The 23,743-nt window shown below is 56.5% G+C and carries 21 protein-coding genes; 6 read left to right on the plus strand and 15 right to left on the minus strand.

Translation table 11 applies throughout. From position 1 onward, the window contains the following. Positions 1-70: 70 nt before the first annotated feature. The 12 genes from V3851_RS20425 to prfA form a co-directional block, all read right to left on the minus strand. Positions 71-2,107 (minus strand): Na+/H+ antiporter, encoded by a 2,037-nt coding sequence (locus V3851_RS20425; protein WP_331848414.1) that lies wholly within the window; start codon positions 2,105-2,107, stop codon positions 71-73. Positions 2,108-2,170: 63 nt separating this feature from the next. Next, positions 2,171-3,031: a DUF72 domain-containing protein gene (locus V3851_RS20430; protein ID WP_331848415.1), complete on the minus strand. Its 861-nt coding sequence runs from the start codon at positions 3,029-3,031 to the stop codon at positions 2,171-2,173. Continuing rightward, complete coding sequence (locus tag V3851_RS20435) at positions 3,028-4,239, minus strand: L-threonylcarbamoyladenylate synthase (RefSeq protein WP_331848416.1); 1,212 nt, start codon at positions 4,237-4,239, stop codon at positions 3,028-3,030. The genes V3851_RS20430 and V3851_RS20435 overlap by 4 nt, the downstream gene beginning before the upstream one ends. Before the next feature lie 172 nt (positions 4,240-4,411). Further along, entirely contained in the window at positions 4,412-5,101 is a 690-nt protein-coding gene (gene spoIIR / locus V3851_RS20440) for a stage II sporulation protein R (RefSeq protein WP_331848417.1), read from the minus strand. A gap of 158 nt (positions 5,102-5,259) precedes the next feature. Beyond that, positions 5,260-6,447 (minus strand): FtsW/RodA/SpoVE family cell cycle protein, encoded by a 1,188-nt coding sequence (locus V3851_RS20445; protein WP_331848418.1) that lies wholly within the window; start codon positions 6,445-6,447, stop codon positions 5,260-5,262. Between the two features lie 174 nt (positions 6,448-6,621). After that, positions 6,622-7,482: a MurR/RpiR family transcriptional regulator gene (locus tag V3851_RS20450; RefSeq protein WP_331848419.1), complete on the minus strand. Its 861-nt coding sequence runs from the start codon at positions 7,480-7,482 to the stop codon at positions 6,622-6,624. A gap of 100 nt (positions 7,483-7,582) precedes the next feature. Further along, positions 7,583-8,248, minus strand: coding sequence for a hypothetical protein (locus V3851_RS20455; RefSeq protein ID WP_331848420.1), 666 nt, complete (start codon positions 8,246-8,248; stop codon positions 7,583-7,585). Positions 8,249-8,271: 23 nt separating this feature from the next. Further along, positions 8,272-10,419, minus strand: coding sequence for a hydantoinase/oxoprolinase family protein (locus V3851_RS20460; RefSeq protein ID WP_331848421.1), 2,148 nt, complete (start codon positions 10,417-10,419; stop codon positions 8,272-8,274). A gap of 87 nt (positions 10,420-10,506) precedes the next feature. Continuing rightward, positions 10,507-11,799, minus strand: coding sequence for a transporter permease (locus V3851_RS20465; protein ID WP_331848422.1), 1,293 nt, complete (start codon positions 11,797-11,799; stop codon positions 10,507-10,509). Positions 11,800-11,836: 37 nt separating this feature from the next. Beyond that, on the minus strand, positions 11,837-13,186 hold the full coding sequence (locus tag V3851_RS20470; RefSeq protein ID WP_331848423.1) for an FAD-dependent oxidoreductase: 1,350 nt from the start codon (positions 13,184-13,186) through the stop codon (positions 11,837-11,839). Between the two features lie 202 nt (positions 13,187-13,388). Further along, the gene (gene prmC / locus V3851_RS20475) at positions 13,389-14,270 is read right to left on the minus strand and encodes a peptide chain release factor N(5)-glutamine methyltransferase (protein ID WP_331848424.1); all 882 of its coding nucleotides are present in this window, start codon (positions 14,268-14,270) and stop codon (positions 13,389-13,391) included. A 3-nt stretch (positions 14,271-14,273) separates the two neighbouring features. Further along, positions 14,274-15,341 carry a peptide chain release factor 1 gene (gene prfA / locus V3851_RS20480; RefSeq protein WP_331848425.1) on the minus strand — a complete coding sequence of 356 codons (1,068 nt, stop codon included), beginning with the start codon at positions 15,339-15,341 and terminating at the stop codon, positions 14,274-14,276. A 218-nt stretch (positions 15,342-15,559) separates the two neighbouring features. On the opposite strand from prfA, the gene V3851_RS20485 reads away from it, so the two are divergent. The 6 genes from V3851_RS20485 to V3851_RS20510 all read left to right on the plus strand — a co-directional run bounded on the left by V3851_RS20485 (position 15,560) and on the right by V3851_RS20510 (position 21,608). Beyond that, positions 15,560-16,522 (plus strand): LysR family transcriptional regulator, encoded by a 963-nt coding sequence (locus V3851_RS20485; protein WP_331848426.1) that lies wholly within the window; start codon positions 15,560-15,562, stop codon positions 16,520-16,522. A gap of 99 nt (positions 16,523-16,621) precedes the next feature. Further along, the gene (locus tag V3851_RS20490; RefSeq protein ID WP_331848503.1) at positions 16,622-17,419 is read left to right on the plus strand and encodes an ABC transporter ATP-binding protein; all 798 of its coding nucleotides are present in this window, start codon (positions 16,622-16,624) and stop codon (positions 17,417-17,419) included. Positions 17,420-17,462: 43 nt separating this feature from the next. Then, positions 17,463-18,329 (plus strand): ABC transporter permease, encoded by an 867-nt coding sequence (locus tag V3851_RS20495; RefSeq protein WP_331848427.1) that lies wholly within the window; start codon positions 17,463-17,465, stop codon positions 18,327-18,329. 39 nt (positions 18,330-18,368) lie between these two features. Then, positions 18,369-19,403: an ABC transporter substrate-binding protein gene (locus tag V3851_RS20500; RefSeq protein ID WP_331848428.1), complete on the plus strand. Its 1,035-nt coding sequence runs from the start codon at positions 18,369-18,371 to the stop codon at positions 19,401-19,403. Between the two features lie 26 nt (positions 19,404-19,429). Further along, the gene (locus tag V3851_RS20505; protein WP_331848429.1) at positions 19,430-20,182 is read left to right on the plus strand and encodes an isochorismatase family protein; all 753 of its coding nucleotides are present in this window, start codon (positions 19,430-19,432) and stop codon (positions 20,180-20,182) included. Positions 20,183-20,267: 85 nt separating this feature from the next. Beyond that, the gene (locus V3851_RS20510) at positions 20,268-21,608 is read left to right on the plus strand and encodes an MFS transporter (RefSeq protein WP_331848430.1); all 1,341 of its coding nucleotides are present in this window, start codon (positions 20,268-20,270) and stop codon (positions 21,606-21,608) included. A gap of 81 nt (positions 21,609-21,689) precedes the next feature. Here the strand turns inward: V3851_RS20510 and V3851_RS20515 are convergent, their stop codons facing one another. The 3 genes from V3851_RS20515 to ychF all read right to left on the minus strand — a co-directional run bounded on the left by V3851_RS20515 (position 21,690) and on the right by ychF (position 23,734). Then, on the minus strand, positions 21,690-22,133 hold the full coding sequence (locus tag V3851_RS20515) for an NINE protein (RefSeq protein WP_331848431.1): 444 nt from the start codon (positions 22,131-22,133) through the stop codon (positions 21,690-21,692). A gap of 21 nt (positions 22,134-22,154) precedes the next feature. Beyond that, on the minus strand, positions 22,155-22,505 hold the full coding sequence (locus V3851_RS20520) for a TM2 domain-containing protein (RefSeq protein ID WP_414859337.1): 351 nt from the start codon (positions 22,503-22,505) through the stop codon (positions 22,155-22,157). A gap of 128 nt (positions 22,506-22,633) precedes the next feature. Continuing rightward, positions 22,634-23,734, minus strand: coding sequence for a redox-regulated ATPase YchF (gene ychF, locus V3851_RS20525; protein ID WP_331848432.1), 1,101 nt, complete (start codon positions 23,732-23,734; stop codon positions 22,634-22,636). Positions 23,735-23,743 lie beyond the last annotated feature (9 nt).

Raw genomic sequence — 23,743 nt, forward strand, 5'->3', positions numbered from 1 at the left:
AGGCGATTCATGACATGGCGGTTTCCGGCAATGGCAAGCCTTCTTTTACGGCCGCATTACCGGCTATCGGCTATTCCTCTTCGTCCGGTTCAAGCACACCGGCTTCCCGGTAATTGATATATTGTCTCAATTTGCTGGCCGAATTCCAGCTGATTTCGCCTTGCTCGTACATCGACTGCAGCTCATTGCGTTCCGCCTGGATCGCTTTGATGCGCAGCTCGTTTTTATGCTGGTTGAACACATCTTCGTCTTTAATGCCGCCCGTCAAGCTTGAACCGCTTTTCAACCGGGTTAATAGCTCTTTGTATTGGGTTACCACCAGCATCCCGGCCTGGCGGTTTTCATCATGGATATGCGCCTGAACGGCTTCCAGCGCAGCGGTGGTGGTCCGAAGCCGGGCCGCACGGATCCGCTCTTTTTTCTCCTCGGGGAGGTCCAGGGTTTTCTTCTTTGAAAATTGCTTGGAAAACAGGCGGCGCAAACGGAACAAAGACACCAGAATCTGCATTTTGAACCGGCTGGACATTACCATTTCCATTTGATTCATGACCTCTTGCAGACTGGTCGCCAACTCCCCGCTGATCTCGCCTTTGCTCAGCATGTTATGGATCTCCCGGCGCTCGGCCTGCATCCCGATGAGCCTAAGCTCCATCATCGCTTTGTTTCTGCTCCGGTCGTTCCATTCCTGCTTCCGGCCGGTCTGCAAACGAAGCAGTTGGCGGTGATAGCCGCCCAGTACGGCTCCGGCCGCAGCCCGGTTCTCGTCATCCGTCGCTTCCTTGATCGCCGTAATAGCGGAACGCAGCATGCGAATCCGGGCTTCGCGTTCGCGTTCCTCGACATTATCCCTTTCCCCGTCTATTCCTTTGGATAGCAGCGGCAGCAGCACACTGGCGGCAATCAGCGAGATAAGAATGACTCCGGCCGCCAGAAAAATAATCAGATCCCGTTCGGGGAACGGGCTTCCATCTTGGAGAAAATAGGGGATGGAGAATGCCGCCGCCAAAGTAACGGCACCGCGTACCCCCGACAAGGAAATCAGCACCGACGACATCAGCTTCGGCTTGCCCAGATTTTCCCCGCTGTTCAGCAGCCAGGAGCCTTCCCAGAATAAATACACCCAGATAAACCGCAGGATGATAAGGCCCAGGTAGATCAGGCCGATAAATCCAACTACCTGGAGATTGCTGTAATTCGGGCTTTGGAATATCGTCGTCGTCGCATCCGGGATTTGCAGCCCCAGAATGACAAAGACCAACCCGTTCAGGATATAGAGGATGACCGACCACGTATTTTGCGAGACGACGCGGAGCTCCGGCTGCAGTGACTCATTGCGATCGCGCTCGATCGCATGCACGATGCCCCCGGCCACCACCGCGAGGATGCCCGAAAATCCGAATTCCTCGGTGACGATGTAAATGACGAACGGCGTCAAAATCTGGATCAGCATGTGCATCGTCACATCTTCCATCCCGAGCCGGCGGATGAATGTCCGCAGCCAAACGATCAGGAAAGCGACGATCGCCCCGCAAACCAGCCCTCCGATCGCGATGAACAGAAAGCTTACCGTCGCTTCCGTAATGGAAAATACGCCCGTAACCGTCGCGGCCACGGCGAATTTAAAAGCGACGAGCCCCGAAGCGTCGTTCATCAGCGACTCGCCTTCCAGTAGCCGCATAATCCCCTTCGGCAGGTGAATTCTTCCCGCCAGAGCGCTGACGGCGACGGCGTCGGTCGGCGACAGAATCGCGGCGAGCGCAAAAGCCGCCGGAAGCGGAATGCTCGGAATCAGCCAGTGGATCAGATAGCCTCCGGCAAACACGGTAACGAACACAAGCCCAAGGGCAAGCAGCAGGATCGGCGCCCTTAGGTCCCATAATTCTTCGCGTGGCGTTCGTTTGCCGTCATTATAAAGGAGCGGGGCGATGAACATGAGCAGAAACAGCTCCGTATTCAGCGGCAGATGAATGCCGATCGGCAGGAGAGCGACCAGCGTCCCCAGAATGATTTGCAGCAACGGAACCGGAACAAACGGAATGAACCGGTTTATAACATTGGATAACCCGATTAGAACGAGCATGATAAGCACAATTTCAAATATCTCCAAAATCAAATCCCCCCCGAAGGTATGTATATCTGCAAATCCGGCATTGTCCGGATGATTATTTTCTCACTCTCCCTCGCCAAACAGATCGATCTGTTTCGGCGGCAGTCCTATCGTTTTCATACCAAGAAGCCTCATCAACTCCAGCGCATTCGCAGCGGCATCTCCGCCGGAATTATTGTTAAAGATCATGCAAACTTCCTTCGTTCCTTTCGATTCAAGCTCGGTCAGCTTATCCTTCCACTCCAGCAGCTCCTCCCCGTTGTACCGGTAGAGCGTGCGGATTTCCCGCCAATTCGGCGCCCCTCCTTGCAGCCAGCCTTGCTCGTTCCGGCCATGAAGCCGGACGATCGTGAACTCGGGGTCGGTCGGCTCCAGCACCGTCGGTACGGAGCCCTGCCCGACCTGCGGTTCATCGCAAATAATATGAATCCAGCCCTCCTCCTTCATGAAGGAGAGCGTGTTGTCGCGCACCTCTTCCGCGTACCAGCTCCGATTGCGAAACTCCAGCGCCAGCGGAAGCGAGCCCATCCATTTGCGGATGGCGCGGAGCCGGCGGACATTCCCGGCATTGCAATCGAACCAGGGCGGAAATTGGAACATGATCGCCTTTAAGCGCCCTGCTTCCACGACCGGAGCGACGGAGTCCAAGTAGGCCCGGAACATTTCCCCCGGCCCGCCGAACGGGCTTTTGCCGCGATTATGTCCGGTCATTCCCCGGTAAGCCTTCAATATAAAGGAAAAATCCGGCGGCGTTTCCGCAAGCCAACGGCGGTAAGTGTCCGTACCCAGCACCGCATAGAAAGAACTGTCGACCTCCACGACCGGAAAATGCTTGGCGTAGAGCGCCAGCTTGCGGTTCGCCGGCGTCCCCTCCGGATACAGCTCGGGATGGTCTCCCCATCCGCTCAATCCGACGGTAATCATGCGCGGATGACCGTATGCCCCGCCGCTTTCAGCAGGCGGTTCATCACGGCGGCGCCGAGTCCTTCCTGCGGGCAGGACTCGGCCAGTATATAAGTGACGCCGCTGTCGTCGAAGCGGCGGAGCGCGGCGTAGAGGCGGTGGGCCGCCGCCTCCAGCGCGGTCAGGCTGCCGAGCGAGAGTACGCAGTCGGCGCGATAGAACGGAAGGTGCTCGTCGAAGGCGAGCACGCCCGTGACCTCCCCGCGCGCCTTGGCCGCGTCAAGCTCGGCCCGGATGGCCGCCGCCACCCGCTCGGGGGCGGCCCCGGTCACTACGCGCAGCTCGCCGCGCGGCGCGTAATGCGTGTACTTCATGCCCGGCGCGCGCGGCGCCGGCATGTCGCTTTCGCCGCCGCCCGCGCTTTGCAGGGCGGCGTCCAGCCGCACGCCCGCGGCATGGCGGGCGAGCTGCTCGGCCGTGATCCCGCCGGGGCGGAGCACGGTGACGATCCCGTCCGCGCCGGCTTCCGCCACCGTCGACTCCACGCCCACCCCGGTGGGTCCGCCGTCGACGATGCCGTCGATGCGCCCGGCGAGGTCGTCCCATACGTGCCGGGCCAGCGTCGGGCTCGGCCGTCCCGACCGGTTGGCGCTCGGCGCCGCCACCGGGCACCCCGCCGCGGCGATGAGCCGCAGCGCGATATCGTGGGCCGGCATCCGCACGCCCACGGTGTCCAACCCCGCCGTCACGCGCGGCGAGACGGCGCCAGGGGCCACGGGCAGTACCAGCGTCAGCGGCCCGGGCCAGAACGCTTCCATGAGCTTCCGCGCCGTCTCGTTCACTTCGGCAACGAGACCGTCCAACTGGCTCATGTCCGCGATGTGCACGATCAGCGGATTGTCCGACGGCCGCCCTTTGGCGGCGAAGATCGCTTCCACCGCTGCCGTGTTGCGGGCATCCGCGCCGAGACCGTAGACCGTCTCGGTCGGAAAGGCGACCGTTCCGCCGGCGGCGAGCATCGCCCCGGCCTCGGCCAGCGCTTGTTCCGCAGCCGCAAGCTCCTCTGCCGTATGCTTCGCTTGCACTTGTTCTGCTTCCGCTCCCGGCTCGTCCACTGCCTGTCCGGCGGCTTCCAAACCATGACCAACTAGAACGGTCACATCCCACCCGCGGGTGGAATGCGCCCGTTCCGTTGCGATTCCGTGATCCAGCTTGCTTTTATCTCCCATAACAGCTAATCATCCCAAACATTCAAAAATTAGATACTCTTTCTATTATAACAATCCGCACTAAAGGTTAGCCACCCGCTGGGCGAAAACAGCCGGCCATACATCCCTCTAAACGCAAACGAGCCGCGCAGGATGGTTCCTGCACGGCTTCCCCCAGAATGTTATGATTCCGTTAAGCGAATAAACCGGTAATCCAATTCCACAATCGAACGAGCACATCCCATATAAAGAAGCGTACCTCCGGCTCATCCTGCTGGACCTGAGCCTCGCCCGCATCTTCCGCATGGGCCTGTTGACCGGCCGTTTTCAGCCCGGAATCCGCCTTGTCCGCCTTCTGATTCGCCGCGCTTGCTTTGCTTTGCAAAGCTTCGCCGCTTCCCGCGTCGACAAAGCATAATGGCGGGAAGAGCACGCACCACCAATTCTTCCCCTTGCCTTCCCCCAGCGTCACGCGGAGCGCTTCATAATCTCCCGCTGGATAGACCGCCCCGCCGTACATTTTCGTCGGAAAAGGCACTACGCCGAGCTCTACCTTATAGCTGTAGCTTTTCCCGCTGTCCGCCAGCGTCCGGCCGACCTGCCGCTCGATCTCAACCATATGCTCCCGGATTACCTCGCGCGCCGCCTCCAGGCTTTGGGGATTGTCCAGCTCGGCTACCCAGCCGTTCATCTGCTCCACCACTGCGTCGCGGACACGACGCTTGACGACTTGATCCCCGGTCCGGTCCGAGTTGGCCAAAATCCGCAGCCGGATCGACTCCTGCGGAATCAGTCCCTCCGCCGCGGCCGAATCTATTTTTTGCCCTTCCCAGGACATCAGCAATATCATCATACTGAAAAAGATAAGTGCTCCCCGCTTCATCGCTACTCCCTCCGCCATCTCTCTGATGTCTATCAGTATGTCCGTTTGGGAGAACTCTAAACCTATGAATCTATTAAAATTGCCCATAGAAACAAGATCACCTGAAGGCGCGCAACAAAAAAACGGCAACTCCGTCCGGAATCGCCGCTCATTTGTAATTAACTCTGCGCTTTCAGTTTCGTATAATGCGAGGTTTGCACCTGCTGTTCCTCGTCAACCTCGTGGCCGTGAATCCGGATACTCATCGCCATCCCGATGCAGGCCATATTAATCAGCAACGAGGTTCCCCCGTAACTGATAAACGGAAGCGTGATCCCGGTGAGCGGCATCAGCCCGATAAACATGCCGATATTCTCGAATATTTGATACAGGAACATCGCCACGACGCCCACGATGATCAGCGGCCCGCTGCGGTCTCGGCATTCGAGGGAGATGAGGATCAGCCGGTGGATCAGCACAAAATAAAGCAAAAGCAGCACCGAACTGCCCAAAAAGCCGAACTCTTCGGCGATGACTACGAATATGGAGTCGGAATAGGTCAGCGGAACGCGCTCCGACTGCACGGTTTCCCCTTGCAGGTAGCCTTCGCCCGTCATTCCGCCGGATGCGATTGCCAGCTTGGCGTTACGCGTATGGTAACTGGCGTCTTGCGACGCCTTCTCCGGCATCAGCCAGGGGTCGATCCGCGAAATCCAGTGCTCGCGTCCGATCTCGGCAAAGAAAGCATAAACCTGATCATGATATACCTTGTAGGCGGTAATCCCCCCGATGACCGAACCGGCAAACACGGCCAGCGCAATTAAGGCATGCATATATTTGATATTGCCGATCCACAGCATCCCGGCCAGAATCACCAGATAACTGAGCGCGTTCCCCAAGTCGTTCTGGGCCATAACAATCATAAACGGCAGGAATGTAAGCAGCATAATCGGCAGAACGTCCCGCCAAAACAAGAGCCGCGGCTTGCGCTTGCGGAGCAGCATGAAGGCCAGGAACAATATGAGCAGCAGTTTAAACAACTCCGCCGGTTGAATGCTTAACCCGCCCGGGAGCTTGAGCCAGCCCGTGGCGTTGTTCAGCGTGCTTCCGACAAACATGACGACGACCAGCAGAGCGACCCCGAACAGATAAATATAGATGGCGTATTTGACGAACAACCGGTAATCGATCATGGACACGGCGAAAAAAGCCGCAAAGCCAAGGACGTAATAAACGATCATACGCAAATGATATCCATGGAACTGCGTATTCGATGTCGCGCTGTAAAGCACCGCGATACTTATACCCATAAGGAGCAGCAGGATGAACACGATCGTGTAGTCGATTTTTTTCAATTTGGTGAGCATCTCGGTCCTCCCTTTTCTCTCCCTGCTTTAAACGGATCCCAATAACTATACTTTATAAGAAATAGGAGAAAATCACAAATATGAAAGTGACGATAATCGGCGGTTTAAACATAAATAAACGCCGGTATGCACCGGCGCCTATTCATTGGCGTAGGTTAAGTTTAATAGGTTTGTCTACAGAAAATAATTCGTAATCGAATGGTCGCTGGCCAGGATGGCTTCGCTGTCGAGCTTCTTCTTCAAATACGACTTGTCCGAGGAAATGAACACGCTCATAATCAGATCGACCACGAACAGGAATGTAATATGGTTGGACATCAGCGCGCTGTTGCTCACGGAGATTTTGTCGGGCACGATAATATCGACATCGGCGTTCTCCGTAATCGGCGACGAGTCGTAACAAGTGACCGCGATCGTCTTTACCTGGTTTACCTGCGCCAGCGTCACCGCATCGACGATTTCTTTGGTCGAGCCCGATCTGGAAAAGACGACGACCGCATCCTCCGAGGTGCACTGCGCAGCCGCGATCTTCATCGCTCTGCTGTCATTGATCGCTTCGGACATGATGCCGATAATCGACAGCCGGTTCTTCAGCGCAATCGCTGCAAGGAACGAATCGAACAGCCCGAACAGGAAAATCCGGCGCGCTCCCTTCAATATATCGACCACCCGCCGAAGCTGCTCCTCCGTAATCAGCGCCGACGCGTTTACGATCAGCTCATTGTAATCGAGAGCCAAAGCGTCGATAGCATTAATCTCGCGCCGCTCTTTCTTCTTGGCTTGCATCTCCCGGTAGAAGGCATCCTGGGCAAAGGCGATCTTGAAATCGTTAAACCCTTTGAACCCCACCTTTTTGCAAAACCGGTTGATGCTCGTTTCCGATACCCCGATCTCGTTGGCAATCGCCGTAATCGTGTTGCGGGTAATAAACTCCGGGTTGTGTATGACAAAATTCGCGATTTGATTTTCTCCGAATGTCAGCTTTTGGGTTTGGGAGACGATTTTAGCGATAACCGCCGGAACCTGTGAAGACATGATACCTCCTCCTGATCTACCTATGGAAAATGGCGAATCCGAATCCGGTACATTCGCCAGTATTCCCCATTATATCACACCGAGTAAGGTATAGAGTAATTTACATCCATGTTTTCCAAACGCCCGTCTGCCGCTCCCATTCCGGCCATGTCCACGCGCCGGTATGAATCAGATACATGTAATCCAGCAAATTGGGCAGGAACGGCAGCCCTATGATCTCCTTGCAAAAGGCATGCGCGGCGATTTCGCTGCATTTAACGACCGTTGACGTTTTCGCGAACGGGCCGATCCGAAATACCGTAATCGGCTCCAGTCTTTCATTGGTGAAGTTTCCCGATTTGTATTCCAAATAATGATACAGTTCATGCGCCAGATGAATATCGATCAGCCGCTCCCGTTCCGGGGAATTCGCTTCTCCCATCACCGCCCGGCAGGCCTGCTCCATTTCGGCCAGGGAAGAGGCGTAGATGATGACCTCGGGCGACGGTTTGGCGAAATCGATTTGCGCGCGAAAAGAAACATTATGAAATTTGCCGGACCGCTTGCTGATTTCGTATCGAAGCCCTTCCCGCCCGCATATATCCCTTACACTCCGGCCCGCATAGGCCGCCGCGGCCGCTCTACCCGCCTCCAAAGAAGCCCGGACATAATAGGGGATGCGGTCCGGCGGGATCTTATGGAACAGCGGGTCCTGCGCCAGCTCCGCGCAGGCCATAACTTCGTCGGACGCCTCCGTCGGAATGGAGTGGGCAGCGCTATGAGACATGACCGTTCCTCCTCTTCGCATTTCTATTGGTAAGCTACGGTGATCAATTCGTCCTTGTCGTCCAGCATTTCCGTTTCCATATCCAGAATGGAAATCAACTGCTCTTTCGTTTGCATCCCGGTAAGATCCAGCATCTTTTCTCTATAGAAAGCGAATACCTTGGGGATGGTCGCGTTGGCGTCCGAATAAATCGTATTGTCATCGAGAAAATCGCTAAATGCCGTATGAAGCTGGTCTTTCCGCAGCATCGTGAAATGAACGTTCCCCTTTTTGAAGCGGACGACCCCTTCACGGTCCAGTACGCTCACATAATTCGTTTTTTTCTTGAACATTCCGAAGAACGACTTCTTGACGCTTTCGCTGGCGAACAGATTCCATCTCCCGGTTTGCGCCGCCAAACGGGTCGCCTCAAGCGGCTGGTCCACGGACTGCGCGGCAACAGCGGCCATCTGTTCCGCCGCCATCGCCGCCTGGCTCAAATCTTTGGAGCGGAGCTCGGTCGACCCCGTCGCCACGGCGCGCAGAATGTTCTTCTGGCTGTCGATTTCGATGGTGACCTCCACCGTATCTTCATTGGCCCCGGATTTTACGATCCTGTCGACGACATCCGCGCGGATCCGCTTGATATCGTCCTCGGTCGGATTCACGACCGTCCGCTCAAGCTGCTCCTTGACCATCGCCAAAGCGACGCCGATCGTGGATACGTAAGGCGCATTGTGGGCGATCTGGCATTTGAAATTTTCACGTTCCGCCATCGCCGGCACCAGCACGGCACCGCTGCCGCCGCCTCCCACGAGCGTAACGAAGGAACGATCCAGCTCATAGTCCTCGATCATCTCGTTGACAGTCTTCATCGTTTTGTCGACCGCAAGATTCATCACTTGTCTGGCGGCCTCTTCGCCGGTGATTCCGAGATGGCTCCCCAGCGCGTTCCAGGCCAGCTCCGCCGCTTCTTTATTGCCGGAGGCATAATCGCCTTCCGGAATGTAACCGAGCAGGTTGGCCGCCCCGGCCAGCGTGTACGAATACTCTTTCCCGCCGGCGCACTCGCAGATCGCGTACTCCTGCGGATCTCCCGCCCGCGGGCTGATAAATTTCACCTTGGGCTGGTTAATGGCGCCGCTCGGGGCGAACGCTTCGTATTCTTTGCCCGCGATATGCGCGCTTCGCGGCCCGACATCGGTAATCTTGCCGCCGGAGACCCGGATCATGCTCCCTCCGGCGATTCCGAGCGTCCGCACGTCCAACGACTGTAAATAGGTGCGGTGCCCGCCGACCTGAGCGTTCTTGATCATGACCTTCCCGTTCTTGATCACGGAAATGTCGACGCTGGTGCCGCCGACTTCAAAGAAAATGCCGTCCGAAATTTTCTCGTACATCAAGGCGCCCGCAACCCCCGCGGCCAGACCGGACAGCATGGTTAGAATCGGACGTTTGCGCACCTCGTCGATGCTCATGACCCCGCCGTCGCAGCGCATGATCATGAGTTGCGATTTGATGTTCGCGTTCTTGACGGATTTCTCCGTCATATTGGCGGTCTCCATCATTTTCGGAATCAGCGAGGCGTTGACCACCGCCGTCCGGGTTCGCGTCTTCAGCCCGTATAGTTGAGAGATTTCATGCCCTCCCGTAGCAAAAATTCCTTTCCGGTTGGCGATTTCCACCACTCTCAGCTCGTTCGTCGGGTCGTCTACGCTGTAAGCCTCCGAAGCGACGATGACCTCCGCCCCTTGCTCCACCAGCTCCGCGATCGCCTTCTCGATCTGTTCGTCCGTCAGCGTCTTGGAATCCAAAAACGTGTGAAATGTTTTCAGATACTTGCCCGGGGCGAGCTCGATATCCCCAGGATTCGACTCCGAGCGGGCGCTGAGTCCGTCGATGCCCGAGCCCATGCCGACGATGCCGACCTTGGCCACATCCCCTTCCAGGAGCGCGTTGGTGGCTTGGGTCGTTCCGTGGGCGATAAAGGCCACATCGTCCGGCAGGATGCCTTGGCTCTCCAAAATTTGATTCAAAATTTGAACGATCCCCTTCGCCACGCCATCTTCGTCGTGGTGAGTGGTCGGAATTTTCATTTTCGCAATCACTTCGTACGTTTCATTATCGATTAAGGCCGCGTCCGTAAACGTGCCCCCGACGTCGATCCCTACTCTGACTTTTTTTCTCTCCATGATTCCCTCCCGAAATTAGGGACGGGGGCTGGCTATACGCCAACCCCGTCGTAATTCAACCTGCCGTCTGAAGTTGCGCCGCCCGGTTCAGAATACCATGAACGAGCCGATTACCATCGAAACCAGCACGGCGGCCATCATCCAAGGCAACGTTTTTTTCAAGATATCGTTAATGTCCGTCTTCGTGAAATCGGACACCCATACGTTGTGCGAATTGGTCGGATCCGAAACAGCCTGCACATTGCTCACGACGCGCAGCGCCAGCATTGCGGCGATCGGCGTCATCCCGGCGCTGACGAACAGGGCGGCGATGCCGCTGCCCAGTCCCCAGACATTCAGCGGACCGCGGTAAATCGCGAGCGGAGACAGAATGGTGAAGAACAAAATATACATCAGCGGGCTATTCGGCAGGACGGCTTCGATCAGCGGCGAAATGAGCGAGGCGACCTGCGGCGCCATAACGGAATTGAGGAGAATCCCGATACCGATCATCAGCCCCATCGCGCCGGCGACATCCTGAATCCCTTCCACCATGGCGCTGGACAACACATGAACCGGCCGCTTCGGCAGGGTTAAAAGAATCGTGACCACCGCCCCGATGACCACGGCGGGAACGATGTCCAGCTTAAAGGCAAAGACCAGAATGACCGGAACGAGCGGGCTGATTAAAGCGATGGTCGGAACCTTTTTCCCGTCGTTCGCCGGAGCCGTCGGCATAGCCCAGGCCTTCCGCCCTTTGCCGTCCTTTTTGACATAGAAGACGATCATGGCGAGAGCCGCGATAATCAGCGGCAAAGCAGCGACAAGCGTATAATCGGCGATCGTTTCGACCGAGAGCCCGAGCACATCAATATAGACGGCCCAGTTGGATACATTGATCAGGGCGCCGACGCCGACCGCCGAGATGACGACGATCGCGGCGACGAATTGGGAAATCCCGGCGGTCAGCATAATCGGAATCACGATGGTGCCGACCAGAATGACCATGCCGAGGCCGCCCGCCGCGGAGAAAATAATGGAGGCGGTGATGAAGAACAGAATCGCGATCAGCATCGGTTTGTCACCGGCCAGTTCCGCCGCCTTCCGGATAATCGCCTTCGTAATGCCCACCTTGTTCAAAATTTGGCCGAACCAAGCGCCGAAGACAAGGCCCGCGATGGCGCCGGACAGCCTCATCGAGCCTGAAGCCAATACGGTTTTGGCGATCGTGGTGGCCTCCGGGTCGCTCGACATCCAGGGCACGCCCGCGATGATGGCAAACAGTATCGCCATGCAGGGCAAGGCCAGAACGGTCGGAAGCTTCCGGGTCATCATGAGCCCTATAAACACAAGGAAGACGAGTAAAATGCCGATAGCTTGAAACCACATTAATGGTGTCACTTCAATTTCCCCTCTCGAATTGGTTATGCATTTACCGCTATACTTCCAGATAAGCGCCTTGCTCTTTCAGCAACTGCTGCACCCGGCCGATATTCACCTGCCGGACGGCTACGCCTTCCTTGGCCGCCAGCGCCGCCGCGACCCCGCCGGCATGCCCGATGGCTCCCGTCGTCGGGGTCGTTCTCATCGCCGACTGGGCTTCGAACGTCGCCGAGATACAGCGCCCGATGACGATCAGGTTGCTTACCGATTCCGTAATCATGCAGCGGTAGGGAATGCTGTACATGCCGCCCCATTCCAGCTTCTGGTGCTTCGTGCCTTCCCCGTCGGGACTATGGATGTCGATCGGGTAACCGGAATGGGCGATCGTGTCCTCGAATTTCCGCTGTTCCAGAATATCCTCGGCCGTCAGCGTATAGACTCCTTTAATCTGCCGGGAACCGCGAACCCCGATCGACGGACCGGTCGACTCGACGATCGCGTTCTCGAAGCCGGGAATGTATTTGCGGACGAAATGCTCCAGCTCGCGGCACTGTTTGCGGCCTTCCATCTCCGCCTTGCTCAGGCTGAAGGCGTCCGTCGCATCATGTCCCAAAATCCGCGTGGTGTTCATGATGACTTCGCCCGGATTGTTCGTTTCGAAGAACAGGATATTTTCCCGCGGGATTGAGATTTCTCCCTTCGCCTTAGCCTCCTTGAATAGGCTGTCGAACCCGCCGACCGACAAGCGCGGCGATTTCTCGATGATCGAGGTGTCTCCATTCATCAGCGGGAAATCTTCGGGATGGGCGTGAATATACTCTTTTACCTTCGGAATATCGACGTTGATCATTTTCATCTTGAGCGTCATCGGCTGGGATGCCCCGTCGGATTCCCTTCCTTTGGTGAATTCCGCGCCGGCCCCTACCGACAAGTCGCCGTCCCCGGTCGCATCGATGAAGACGGACGCCGAGATGTCGGTTAGCCCGGATTTGTTGCAAACGGTAATGCTCCTAATGGCGCCTTGTTCGGCGTTTACCTTGGCCAGCATCGTGTGGTACAGAATTTCGCCGCCGTTCTCCGTCACCATGAGCTCCAATTCATGCTTCATCGCCTCGGCATCGAACGGGGTCACCGAATATGTAAATCCGGTCGTGTCAAAAATATGCCCCGGCGACTTGCCCAGCTTCTTGAGCCGTTCGATCAGTTCGTCGGTGAGCCCTTGAACCGCCTGCTTCTCTCCGGCGTGAAAGGTCATCATCGGCCCCACGCCGTTCGCCGTCAAGGTGCCGCCAAGGAAACCGTGGGACTCCACGATCAGCGTTCTGGCTCCGGCCTTGGACGCGGCGATCGCCGCCATCGCGCCGGAGATGCCTCCTCCCATGACCACTACGTCATAATCCTTCATGCGCTCCAACTCCTTCGGGTATGGATTGTTGTACTTCCTGCTCATAGGCTAACAAATTCCAATTTAAATGTAAATGCTTTCAGGAAAATATTTTTCTATATTTCCGGATTTTTAGAAAATACTTTTCTAAAAAAATAAAACCTCTATAGTTGAACAGGCCTTTTACTGCCTGATTTCAACCATAGAGGTTTGTTGGATTCCTTTATATCACGCCAAGCACATGGCGGTCGATTCCCGCCAAATCCTTGATCGTGATGATGTCGCGCCACCAGCCGGCCTGGCGGAGCAGCTCCGCGACCTCACCGGCCTGCCCGAGCCCGAGCTCGAAGCCGATCAGCCGGGGCGGCCGGGGCAGCAGCGGGAGCTGTGCCATCATCGCGCGGTACGGCGTGAGCCCGTCCGGGCCGCCGTCGAGCGCGCCGCGCGGCTCGTAGTCGCGCACCTCGGGCTGCAGGCCCGCGATATCCGCCGCCGGAATGTACGGCGGATTGCTGACCACGATGTCCAGCGGCTCGCCCGCGAACGGTTCAAGCAGGTTCCCCTGCTTGAAGGCGACGTCAAGGCCGAGCCGCCGGACATTGCCCCGCGCCACGTCCAGCGCTTCCGGCGAGATATCGCTCGCCGCCACGCGCCATGACGGGCGCAAATGGGCCAGCGCGGCCGCAATCGCGCCGCTGCCGGTGCCGATGTCGGCGGCGTACGGCGCGCCGCCGGGCCAAAGGCGATCGGCTTCGCGGACGATCGCCTCCACAAGCAGCTCCGTTTCCGGGCGGGGAATCAGCACGGCGGGCGTGACCTTGAAGGCCAGCCCGTAAAATTCCTGTTCCCCGATAATATACTGCGCCGGCTCGCCCGCCGCTTTGCGGCTGATCGCTTCCTCCCAGGCGGCTCTCCGCTCCGCCGGGAACGGATCGCGCAGCGCGGCCAAATAGGCCGCCCCCGACAGGCCGAGCACGTGCCGGAGCAGGAGCTCCGCGTTCGACTCCGGCTCCTGAATGCCGTGCGCCGCTAAAAAAGAAGAAGCCTCTTTGCGGGCTTCCCAAATATTGAGCGTTCCAGATAACACATATCCGTTACCGTTCAAGTCTTATTCTCCTCTTTCCATCAGCTCGGCCTGTTCCGCCAGCGTAAGCGCCGAGACGATTTCCTCGATCTCGCCGTTCATGACCTGATCCAGCTTATGCAGGGTAAGGCCGATGCGGTGATCGGTTACCCGGCTTTGCGGGAAGTTGTAGGTGCGGATCCGCTCGCTGCGGTCCCCGGTACCCACTTTGCTCTTCCGCTCGCCGGCGTACTTCGCTTCTTCCTCCTGGCGCATCATGTCCGAAATCCGCGCGCGCAATACCTGCAGCGCCTTTTCCTTATTGGAGTTCTGCGATTTGCCGTCCTGGCAGGTCGCCACGATTCCCGTCGGAATATGCGTGACCCGCACCGCCGATTTCGTCGTGTTGACGGACTGGCCGCCGGCGCCGCTGGAGCAGAACGTGTCGACGCGGATATCCTTGTCGAGAATTTCGATATCGACTTCTTCGGCTTCCGGCATCACCGCGACCGTCGAGGTCGAGGTATGAATGCGGCCGCCGGACTCCGTGGACGGAATCCGCTGCACGCGGTGCGCACCGCTCTCGTACTTCATCTTGCTGTAAGCGCCGCGTCCGTTGATCATGAAGATTACTTCTTTGAATCCGCCAAGATCGCTTTCATTGGCATCCATCACATCTACCTTCCAGCCTTGCGTGTCTGCATAACGGGTGTACATGCGGTACAGATCGGCCGCAAACAGCGCCGCCTCGTCGCCGCCGGCCGCGCCGCGGATTTCCACGATCACGTTTTTATCGTCATTCGGGTCCTTCGGCAGCAGCAGGATGCGGATTTTCTCCTCCAGTTCCCGCTGGCGTCCGGAAAGATCCTCGATTTCCATCTTAACCATTTCGCGCATTTCATCGTCCAGCTTCTCCGCCTGCATCGCTTTGGCGGCGTCCAGCTCTTCCATGACCTGCTTGTATTCGGTGTACGCCTCATAAGCCGGCTGTAAATCAGATTGTTCTTTGGAATAATCCCGCAGCTTCTTTGTATCGCTTGCCACGTCGGGATCGCAGAGCAGCTCGCTCAGCTTCTCATAGCGGTCGGCCAGAGATTGTAGTCGGTCCAACAAGGGAAGTCACCTCTCTTTATGACAAATTCCTCTACCTCAGTAAAAAATCGTTCTGTCCTTATTGTAAAACATTTATAAGGTAAACGACTTTTTATTATACCATGAATTTAGTCCTTTGAACAGAACCTCTTCTAGTCTGTTTTTACTAATGATTGTTTGCTGAAAATCATGTAAAATAAGCTAACACCAAGTTTTGCGTAAACGGGAGGGAATGTTGGATGGACATGCTCGATCTGAAAGTGTTTATCGCCGTAGCCGAAAGCGGAAGCATGCGCAAAGGCGCGCAGCTCGTCGCTTTGACCCAGCCAGCGGTCAGTCTGCGCATCGCCGGTCTGGAGAGCGAGCTGGGCATTCCGCTCTTCAACCGCACCCGTTCCGGCGCGTTTCTGACCGAACCGGGGCGTAAATTTTATTTCTACGCGTACCATGCCCTAAGCGCTCTTGAAGTAGGCAAGCAAAAAGCGTCCCAAGCCCCCGCATCCGCGGCGGGTGACAACCTAAGCATCGGCATTGTGGAGTCGCTCACGCATGTCATGCTGCCCGCCGTCGTCCAGGCGATGAAGAATCAGACCTCCATCACCGCCTGGAAGATCAGCACCGGCGAATCCGCCGACCTCGCCTTGCGGGTCACGTCGGGCGATCTGGATATCGCGTTTATCAATTACATGTTCGACCCGCTGCCGCATACGGCAACGATTCCATTGTTCGAAGAGCCGATCTTCCTTATCGGACCCGAGCAATCCCCATTTCCGCACTATCGTAGCCTGGCCACCTATTTGCAGGAGGTTCCTTTCATCCTGCTCAAACGGCAGATGCCGCTCAGAGAATTGCTGGAGCGCCGCCTATTCGAACCGCTGCGGATTTATCCCCGCAAGCTCATTGAGGTCGACACCTCCTCCCTGATCCGCCAAATGGTCGCCCAAGGCAGCGGTTGTTCCTTTCTGCCCGCATCTTCCCTTTGGCCCGCCGATCACAAGGCCCCGATCGAGCGGATTCCGCTTAAGGAAGTATCCTTGAAGCAAAGATTTTACTGCGTATACCCCCTGCACCTGTCCGCTCATCTCGAGCAGTTTCTTCAGCCTCTGCAAGCCCTCGTTTCCGAGCAAGTCCTGCGTTTTCGCCAAAATGACATCTTTTATACCGCCAGTCCGGATCATACAGCAAATAATAACATTCACTAATGTTAATTATATGTTATATAATCTAACATATTAATTACTTATCACCTCCTTTGTGTGAGATATATTACTATTTTCTTAACACAAAGGAGGTGGCAAATGATGAACGATTATAAGATGGAGCTGGAAAACGTCAGCAAAACCTACCTTGGGGCTGACGGTTCGCCGGTTAAAGCGCTGGGACCCATCAACATGCAGATTCCGAATCACCGTTTTATCAGCATTGTCGGTCCGAGCGGCTGCGGCAAATCAACATTGTTCAACATTATATCCGGCCTGGTGGAGACCTCGGATGGAGCGATCTACGTGAGCGGCAACCGCGTGGACGGACTGACCGGCATCACGGGCTATATGCTGCAAAAGGATCTGCTGCTGCCTTGGCGTACCATTCTCGACAACGTCATTCTCGGCCTGGAAATCCAGGGCGTCCCGAAAAAAGAGGCGAAAGACAAGGCCTTGCCCCTACTTTACAAATACGGTCTTAAGGGGTTTGAGCATCAATATCCCGCCCAGCTTTCCGGCGGCATGAGACAACGGGCCGCGCTGCTGCGGACCATTATGTATGACCGGGAAATTATTTTGCTGGACGAGCCCTTCGGCGCACTCGACGCGCAGACCCGGGCGATGATGCAGGAATGGCTGCTTGATTTGTGGGACGACTTTCAGAAAACCATTCTCTTCGTCACTCATGATATGGAGGAGGCCATTTATTTATCGGATGAAGTATATATCATGACTTCCCGGCCGGGTACGATCAAGCGGCATCTGCAGATCGATCTGCCCCGGCCGCGCAAGCCGCAAATCGTCACCTCATCGCATTTTATCGAGTTAAAGGAAGAAGCGCTGCGGACGCTTTCCGAGGAGACGCTCCGCGCTTACCGGCAGGAAGCTGCCGTATAAACCGGGCGCAAACATGCATGGCAACAAGAAAGGAGTGAGACACATGTCCAATGAAGCGGAAGCAGTCAGCAGCCGAACCGGCGGGTTGGCAACGGGGCGAAGCGCTCCCCGGCCCAAGTCCAATTGGCTGAAACACGAAATGGCCGTGCCCAAACCCTGGGCGGTAAATGTCGGCCGCGTCGCCTTGTTCATCATCGTATTAGTACTTTGGGAGATCGGCGCCCGAACCGGGCTGATCAACTCCTTCTTCTGGAGCCAGCCGCTCGAGATCGCCCGCACCTGGTGGATCGGCGTTCAATCCGGCACCGTATGGGCGGATACGATGTACACCTTCCGTTCGACGGTGATCGGCTTCTTGCTCGGCACCCTGGGCGGAACGGCGCTGGGCCTTTCCTTCTGGTGGTCCAAGTATTACGCCAGAATCTGCGAGCCGTTCATCATCATGTTTGAAGCGATGCCCAAGCTCGCCCTGGCCCCGATCATCGTCCTGGTGTTCGGCATCGGCATCGGATCCAAAATCGCCATGGGCTTTGCGATTACCGTCGTGATCACCACCTTGACTACCTACAACGGCGTACGCAGCGTGGACAAAGACCTCGTGCGCATGGTTTACTCGCTCGGAGCCTCGCGGATGCAAGTATTCCGCAAAGTGATCGTGCCGTCGGCGATTCCGGCCATGATCTCGGCGCTGCGCATCAATATCGGTCTGGCGCTGACCGGCGCCATCGTCGGAGAATACATCGGTTCGGAGAAAGGGCTCGGCCGGATGATCTTCTATGCCGGACAAACCTACGAGATCAGCCTGATTTGGGCCAATATTTTCAACCTGTCCGTGTTGTCGATGCTGCTGTATATCCTCATCGGCAAGCTGGAATCCGTTTTGCTCAAAGGATTTACGCATCAAAAATAATAGCCTACAGAAAAACAGCCGTTTGGGGAGGAAGCAGCCATGCGTAGTAACCACCGTTTTTCACGTATTTCATTCATACTGGCCTTGGTCGTCCTAATCGCTGTCCTATCGGGCTGCGGCGGAACAACCAAGGCGACTTCCCAGCCGGATACGGCCGCGGCCGAAGGCGCTTCGGGAAGCGGCAAAGAGCTCGTTATCGCCGAACCGGTGCACAGTACAGGCTATCTGCCGCTTTATATCGCGATCAGCAAAGGCTTTTTCGAAGACCTTAATGTCAAAGTCGTTACGTTGGCCGGCGGCAGCGCCCATACGAATGCCGTGCTTACCGATCAGGCCTTCGGCTTTATCGGCGGGCCGGAGCACAACGCGTTCGCCAAGGCGAAGGGCGCGGAGCTGCGGGCGATCGTCAACATCGTCAACCGCGGCAATGTGTATCTCGTTGCCCGGAAGGGACTCGATCCCGGCGGCGATATCGCCGCCTTTATGAAGGGGAAGACCGTGGCCGTATCCCAATATGGAGGAACCCCCAACTCGATCATCCGCTATCAAGCGCAGGAGTGGGGTTATGAACTCGATCGGGATATTACCCTGAAGGAGGTTGATGCAGGAGCCATTCCGGCCATTTTGCAGCAAGCGCAGGCGGATGTAGCCGTCGTTACCGAACCGGTATTGACCCAAGGGATTCAGGAAGGCATATGGAGCGAGCCTTTTTACAATGTGCCTAAAGAACTTGGCCCCTACGCCTATTCCACGATCAACATCAAGCAGGACAATATAGCCAATGATCCTGAAACCGTGGGGAAATTCGTCGCCGGCATCCAGAAAGGACTGGAATTTTTAAGAGACAATCACGAAGAAAGCATGGCCATCGCCAAGCAGGAGTTCCCGACCATGGACGAAGAGCTGCTGGAGATTACGCTTGAACGCTCTTACGAGGATGAAATGTGGGAATTCACCGGACAAATCAGCGAAGAATCCGTGAATACGGGTCTATCGGTTGTGCGCGCCGCAGGGTTATTGAAGGATGACAATATCGGATATTCGGACATTATTGATACGCAGTTTGTAAAATAAATTTCATTTTGAGGAGGATGTACACTATGCGGGTATGGGAGTCATTTTTATCGGAACGGGACAAGGTTGTATTCGGTCAAGCGGGCTATGACGCCAAAGGCGGATTCGGCAAGCGGCCGGCCGTGCTGGTCATCGATGTAAGCTATGCATTCACGGGACATATCAAGGAACCGGTACTCGACTCCATCCGCACCTGGCGCAACAGCTGCGGCGAGGAAGCCTGGGACGCCATACCATATATCCAGAAGCTGCTAGGAGCGGCCCGGGAACAGCATATCCCGGTCTTCTACTCGACAGGTATCGACCGGCGTCCCGACGGATTTGACGCCGGCGGCTGGAACCGTAAAAATACCCGCTCGGAAGACAATAAGGGGGTTCCGGGTTACGGAGGCAACGAAATCGTTCGCGAAATTGCGCCGCAGCCTAGCGATATTGTGATCGAAAAACAGAAGCCTTCGGCCTTCCACGGAACCCCGCTGATGGGATTCCTCAATGACCTTGGCATCGACACTCTGCTTATCTGCGGCACAACGACCGGGGGCTGCGTCCGGGCCAGCGTCATCGACGCCTTCTCCTACAATTTTAACGTCGGCGTAGTGGAGGAATGCACCTTCGACCGGGGCCAAGCCTCCCATGCGATCAATCTGTTCGACATGAACGCCAAATACGCCGATGTCATCAGCACCGACGAGGCGGTAGATTATCTGAAACAAATCGAAAAAGGCCTGTTCGACCACAAGATCGATTTTAACATGGCCAGCCCGCAAGTTACTGTTTAAAAGACCCTACAGGAATCGATCCATGACGGAGCCCTCTCCCCAAGGGGCTCCGTTTTCTTTGTCCACAATACTAGGAGGTACGGACATGTCCAAGCAACGAATGCTCCATTCTTCAGCTACCGGCTTCAATCCCGTCTGGATTTCCCTTTCCTGCGGCCTGTATTGGTTCGCCTTCTCTCTAACCCGCCCGATCATCTCCCTGTATGCCTCATCCCTCGGCATTCAGGGCATCGGGATCGGCGTGGTCCTGGCCGTTTACTCTTTGCTGCCCTTGATCGCCGCCATCCCGGGCGGATTGATCGCCGACCGGCTCGGGCGTACCCTCGTGCTGCGCGTAGGGGCCGTAACCATGCTGGTCAGCGGCCTGCTGTACTGGCTGTCGTCCGGGCCGGGCTTGCTGGCGCTCGCCCAGCTCCTGGCCGGACTCGGCCAAATGGCGGTCTGGCTGTCCGTACAGGTGCTGATTACGGAAGGCCCGAAGCAGGGCAGCGAGAGCCGGTTCGCCACCTTTTCCCTCTATATGGCCTTGGGCCAGATGGTCGCGCCGGTTTTGTCGGGTTATTTATCGGACCATTACGGCTATTCCGTCGTCTTTGCCGGATACACGCTGACCAGCCTGCTGCTCATATTTTCAGCCTGGAGATGCAAAGAAGCGGCCCCGGCAGCCCGAAAGGCCAAGGATGAAGGCTCGGGAAACGCCGCTCCCCCCGCCCCTTCACCCCGAAAGGCCGGTGCGACCGCTATCGTGCAACAAAGCCTGCATCTGTTGAAAAACCGCTACTTTGCCGTGATTTTGCTGACCACATTCATCTCGCTGTTTATTCTTGACGTGCGGACGACTTACCTGCCGATTCATCTGGAGTCCTTGCGGATGTCGAACACCGAAATCGGCCTGCTCGTCTCCGCCGGTGCGCTGTCCGCCGTATTCGTCCGTCCGATCTACCCGCTGCTGATGGCCAAGCTGCCCTTCCGCCTGCTGCTGATCATGACTTACGGCGTGTCGCTGCTGCTGCTGTTCGTCACGCCGCTGCTCGACAGCTACTACGCACTGATGGCGCTGGTATTGGTGACGGGCCTTGCGCTCGGCATCAACCAGCCGATGACCTTGTCCATGGTCGCCGGCTCCACCGCTTCCGAAGAACGCGGGCTCGGCATCGGCCTTCGGCTCATGGCCAACCGGGCCGCGCAGCTCATGAATCCGCTGCTGTTTGGCGCGTTTACGTCGTTTGTAAGCCTTGAGGCCGCCTTCCTGCTGGTAGGGCTAGTCTTGCTCCTGGGCTGCATCTTTACCGTGTGGCTGTACTCTACAGCGGAACCAGGGCGTGACGAACGGTCACGATCACGGACAGAAGGCGAAGCATCCTCCGGGGACGAGGCCGCGAGCGGAGCGGCCGCAAAACCCGAGCCCTTATCCCGCCCGCTATAAGCAAAAGTCTAAAAAACCGGCGGACTCAACATCCCTGTTGAGGCCCGCCGGTTTTGGAAAAGCGCTGCTGCTTGCCGTCGCCTAAAACTTGACACTCCCCGTTCCCGGATGCGACGGCCCGCGGAAAGAAACAATTTGATCAACAACCATTTGCTCCAAAACTGCATTCCATTTCTTTACCATGCCCGGCAGGAGGCAGACGTCGACAATCACCCAAATGCCCAAGGCGAGGCCAAATAAGAGGGTAAGAATCAAAAATGCGACCCAAACGCCATAGTTGTCGGAATAGGGGGCGTAATCCTCATCGGACACTATATAAAAGCCAAAATAGCAGAGCGTCGTCAGAAGAAACAGCACAAGCTGGATCGTGCCGGAAGCCGGTCTTCTTAAATAAAACCGATGGAGCCCCATGTGGCCGGCGAGCAGCATCAGATAGGCCAGGGGCAGCGACTTCTCCCACTTGCGCACTTCCGAAGATAAAATCAGCAGTTCATTTGTCGATAACGCTTGTTTGGGATTATTCATAGAAGGACTCCTTTGACCGGCCTAGACCGGATAATTCCCCGACGGGCCCCTGGTATACATGATTTGATCGATGAACTGGTTCTCCAGTACCTCATTATGCTCCCTAACCCAATTGCGGGTCAGAAAAGCGTCCACGATCCACCAAATCGAGGTGGCGATCAATCCGATAACTGTAATCGACAGGACGAGCTGGGTAACCGCGGTTCCCGTCTTGCCCATATAAAACCGGTGGCCGCCGAAAATGCCGAGAAAATACCAGAGGAGATAAGCCGCGGTAATGTCCTTCCCCCGGTTCTTCACCTCTAAATCCAGAAGCAGCAGTTCCCGGGCATCCAGTTGGCTTTTTCTGCCCAGGCTATAATTCATATTCATTTTGTTCCTCCGTTATCGGGATCTCAATGATTCCAGTATACAAACCGCTTCGATTCCCATCAATACAATTTATTACAGAAAGAACAAAAAGGACTTGCCCGCCGGGCAAGTCCGAATTGCAGTTCATTTTACACGTTAAACCGGAAATGCATAATGTCGCCGTCCTGTACGACGTAGTCTTTGCCTTCCAGGCGAAGCTGGCCGCGTTCGCGGACCGCATTCATCGAACCCGCGGCTACCAGATCGTCGTAAGACACGACCTCCGCGCGGATAAAGCCGCGCTCGAAGTCGGTATGAATGACTCCGGCCGCCCCCGGTGCTTTCGTGCCTTTGCGGATCGTCCAGGCGCGCACTTCCTGCACCCCGGCCGTAAAGTACGTGTACAACCCGAGCAGGCGGTAAGCCGCTTGGATCAACCGGTCAAGACCTGAGGCGGAGAGGCCCAGCTCCTCCAGGAACATCGCCTTGTCCTCGCCCTCCAGCTCGGCGATTTCCGCCTCCACTTTGGCGCTGATCGGTACGACCTCGGCGTTCTCCGCCGCCGCAAAATCGCGCACTTGCTGCACGAACGGATTGCTGTCCGCGTCGGACACGCCGTCTTCGCTGACATTGGCCGCATACAGCACCGGCTTCATCGTCAGCAGATGCAGATCGCGGATCATCAGCTTCTCGTCGTCCGACAGCTCCACGCTGCGCGCGGGCTGGTCGTTATATAACGCCTCTTTGACGCGCTCCAGCACGGCGACTTCCTGCTCGTACTGCTTGTTGCCGCCCTTCATATTTTTGCGGGCGCGCTCGATCCGCTTCTCGACGCTGTCCACATCCGCCAGAATCAGCTCCAGATTGATTGTCTGAATATCGCTGATCGGGTTAATCTTGCCGTCGACATGCGTAATATTCTCATCCTCAAAGCAGCGGACCACATGCACGATCGCATCCACCTCGCGGATATGGGACAGGAATTTGTTGCCGAGGCCTTCGCCTTTGCTCGCGCCGCGCACGAGTCCGGCGATATCGACAAATTCAAACGCGGTCGGCACCGTACGGTTAGGCACGACCATTTCGGTCAATTTATCAAGGCGCTCGTCCGGAACCTCAACCACCCCGACATTCGGATCGATCGTGCAGAAAGGATAGTTGGCGGATTCCGCCCCCGCCTGGGTAATCGCGTTAAACAACGTGGATTTTCCGACGTTCGGAAGGCCCACGATACCAGCCTTTAAAGCCATATCTATGAC

Source organism: Paenibacillus haidiansis (assembly GCF_036553665.1).
In the GTDB taxonomy this organism is placed as follows: Bacteria; Bacillota; Bacilli; order Paenibacillales; family Paenibacillaceae; genus Fontibacillus; species Fontibacillus haidiansis.